Source organism: Clostridium sp. (genome assembly GCF_032552055.1).
In the GTDB taxonomy this organism is placed as follows: Bacteria; Bacillota; Clostridia; order Clostridiales; family Clostridiaceae; genus Clostridium.
The window spans coordinates 1-3,048 of the sequence record NZ_JAWGSV010000320.1 but is presented as its reverse complement, the minus strand read 5'-3'; the positions used below and the strand labels follow the sequence as shown (position 1 = coordinate 3,048).

General features: G+C 27.1%; 4 protein-coding genes. 3 read left to right on the top strand and 1 reads right to left on the bottom strand.

Features of this window, described 5'->3' with window-relative positions; translation table 11 throughout:
• The coding region (locus E6248_RS14865) for a DUF6385 domain-containing protein (protein WP_316341559.1) at positions 1-838 on the top strand (838 nt) is incomplete at its 5' end.
• Between the two features lie 81 nt (positions 839-919).
• Here E6248_RS14865 and E6248_RS14860 read toward each other — a convergent pair.
• Entirely contained in the window at positions 920-1,681 is a 762-nt protein-coding gene (locus E6248_RS14860; RefSeq protein WP_316341558.1) for a hypothetical protein, read from the bottom strand.
• A gap of 19 nt (positions 1,682-1,700) precedes the next feature.
• Between E6248_RS14860 and E6248_RS14855 the strand changes: the two genes are divergently transcribed.
• Together E6248_RS14855 and E6248_RS14850 are read left to right on the top strand one after the other, a co-directional pair.
• On the top strand, positions 1,701-2,045 hold the full coding sequence (locus tag E6248_RS14855; protein ID WP_316341557.1) for a DUF6385 domain-containing protein: 345 nt from the start codon (positions 1,701-1,703) through the stop codon (positions 2,043-2,045).
• Between the two features lie 80 nt (positions 2,046-2,125).
• Positions 2,126-3,048, top strand: a 923-nt coding sequence (locus E6248_RS14850; protein ID WP_316341556.1) for a glycosyltransferase, incomplete at its 3' end; no start/stop codon positions are given.

Sequence of the window (3,048 nt, the reverse complement as noted above, 5' to 3'; positions counted from 1 at the left end):
AGATAGTAGCTTTTACTATAAAAACACTTTATTAGTTGGGAACTATTTATACGGTGATATTCACTATATTTCTTTATTAAAATTATATGATTTAAATGGTTTAAATAAAGATATTGAAGTTGTTAATGCTTCCCTTAACTTACATCTTATAGATGAATGTAACTCATCTATTGAAGAATTAAGAAGATTATTTGTTCTATTTAGAATTGATGAAAATTTTAATCTCGAGGATACAACATGGACCAATTCCCCTAGGTTATCTTCATTAAATTTAGATAAAAAAGATTTTAGTTACGATTCAAGGGCCAATATAGTTTCATTTAATATTACGCCCTTAATAGAAGAACTTATACAAAATAATAATTATGCTTATGGTTTAGCACTTATGTGTAGACCAGGTATAAATTCAACATTGTTTAAATTTTATTCATCTAATAATAATAATCAACCTTTTATATGGATTAATTATGAAGAATGTAATAACAAGAATAAACAAACAGCAGAAATAATTTTTAAAGAAAGAGAATTCAATGTAAAGAGCTTAGAAAATGAATTTTATTCACTAAATATAGATATTTCTAATTTTAATACTGGCACTTATTTTATTAAGAATAAAAGTTCAAATAATATAAAGGCTTATTTACAAGTGAGTCCAAATGGAATTGATTTTACAGATGATGTAGTTGAAGTAGAAATTAAATCTAATGATACAGCTGCTTTAGCTTTAGCAAAGTTTTTAAAATACTCAAGAATAAGATTTGTAAATTCATCGCCTAATCCAAATTCAAATATTAATGTTTGGTTCCAAGGTCAAACTTTTGACTACCATATAAGATAAACTTTCGATAAATGAGGTGTACAATATGAATAATTTGGTATTTAACACTGTAGCTTCGGAATTGAAAACCAGCATTTATGCTCAGGCTCCAGATAGTAGTTTGCATGTCTTGCAAACAGACTCTAATGGAGCCCTTAAAACTTCAATTTCAAATTCAAGCTTAACAGTTGCTATTAGTAATTCTGTTACTATTGCTAATGAAACTTTAAATGTTTTTGTTAGAAATCCTATAACTGTTGCTAATTCGATTACAATTGCTAACGCTACAATTACGACTTCAATTTCCGGTCCAGTAACAATTGCTAATGCTAGCCTTACTGTTAATATTAATAATTCATTAACTGTGGCTAATGCTATTACTGTTGCTAATTCAAGTTTAACAGTCGCTGTTAGTAATCCTGTTACTATTGCTAATGAAACTTTAAATGTTTCTGTTAGAAACCCTATAACTGTTGCCAATGCAATAACTATCGCTAACTCTACGATAACGACTTCAATTTCCAGTCCAGTAACTATTGCTAATACTAGTCTTACTGTTAATGTTAGTAATCCAATAACAGTATCTAACGCTATTACTGTTGCTAATTCTATTACTATTGCAAATGAAACTTTAAATGTTTCTGTTAGAAATCCTATAACTATTGCTAATTCTATCTTAACTGTACTAATTAATAATCCAATTACAGTAGCTAACGCTATTACAGTTGCCAATGCAATTACCGTAGCAAATGCTATCACAATAGCTAATTCAAGTTTAACAGTCGCTGTTAGTAATCCTGTTACTATTGCTAATGAAACTTTAACTGTTTCCGTTAGAAATCCAATAACTGTTGCTAATGCCATAACTATTGCTAACTCTACTTTGACTGTAGTAATAGGTTCGAATTCATTTACTACAAGTTCAGTATTGAATTTAAGTGCAAGAGGAACAGGAAGTGTATTTAATAATACTAATATATCTACTTTAAGAACTGTATCTTTCTTTGTATATAACACAGGTACAAATACATTGACTCTATCTTTACAAATGAGTCCTACTACAAATAATGAAGACTATATTACAGATCCAAGCTACAATAACTATGCTATTGTAGGAGGAGACAGTAAAATTATTACAGTTAATAGATTTGGTAACTTCACTAGACTTCTATATACTTTAGGTGGATCAACTGCAACATTCTCAGTATATTTCAATGGACAAAATTAAGTTATAATATTTTCCTTATATTTGCATTACGCTTATATAAGGATTCTACATAAACTCTAATTATTGTAAGGAGGATAATCATGAAAAAAACAACATTAAGTTTATGTATGATAGTAAAAAATGAAGAAAAATATATTGATAAATCTATTAATTCAGTAAAAGATATTGTAGATGAAATAATCATTGTAGATACTGGATCTACAGACTCAACATTAGATATATTAAAAAATTATAATGTAAAATTATACAACTATAAGTGGGAAAATGACTTTGCTTCAGCAAGAAATTATGCCATTAATAAAGCTAAAAGTAATTGGATAATTTTTTTAGATGCTGATGAAATATTAGATCAAAGCTCAAAAAATACATTGATAAAATATATAGAAAGCACTCCCTTTGATGGATGTCATTTTGTAATCTATAATTACCGTTCTGAAAATCAAAATGACTTTACAATACATTATGCCTTTAGGTTATTTAGAAATAATAAAGGATACCACTATAAAGGTAAAATACATGAGCAAATTTTTAATGATAACTATAAAAATATAACAAGTAAATTTTCAAATGAAGAAATAATTTTACATCACTATGGCTATAGTATAGAAATTTTGCAAAAGAAAGATAAGCGCTCTAGAAATATACCAATATTGTTAGATTCTCTAAAAGATAATCCTGAAGATTCATTTAATTTATTCAATTTAGGTAATGAATATCTAGCACAAAATGATGTTAATAAGGCATTGTATTATTATGAATTATCCTACTCAAGTATAGACTTAACAAAGCATTATTCCGTACATCTCCTTTATAGGATGACTATATGCTATCAATATGTTAAAAAATATAATGAAGCTATGAAGTTTGTTGATGAAGCATTAAAGAATTTTTCACCAAATGTTGATTTTGAATATTTAAAAGGATGTATTTATCTTGATACTAAAAAATATACTCTAGCAATAGACTCTTTTAATACTTGTATCAATTTAGGTGACTCAGGAAG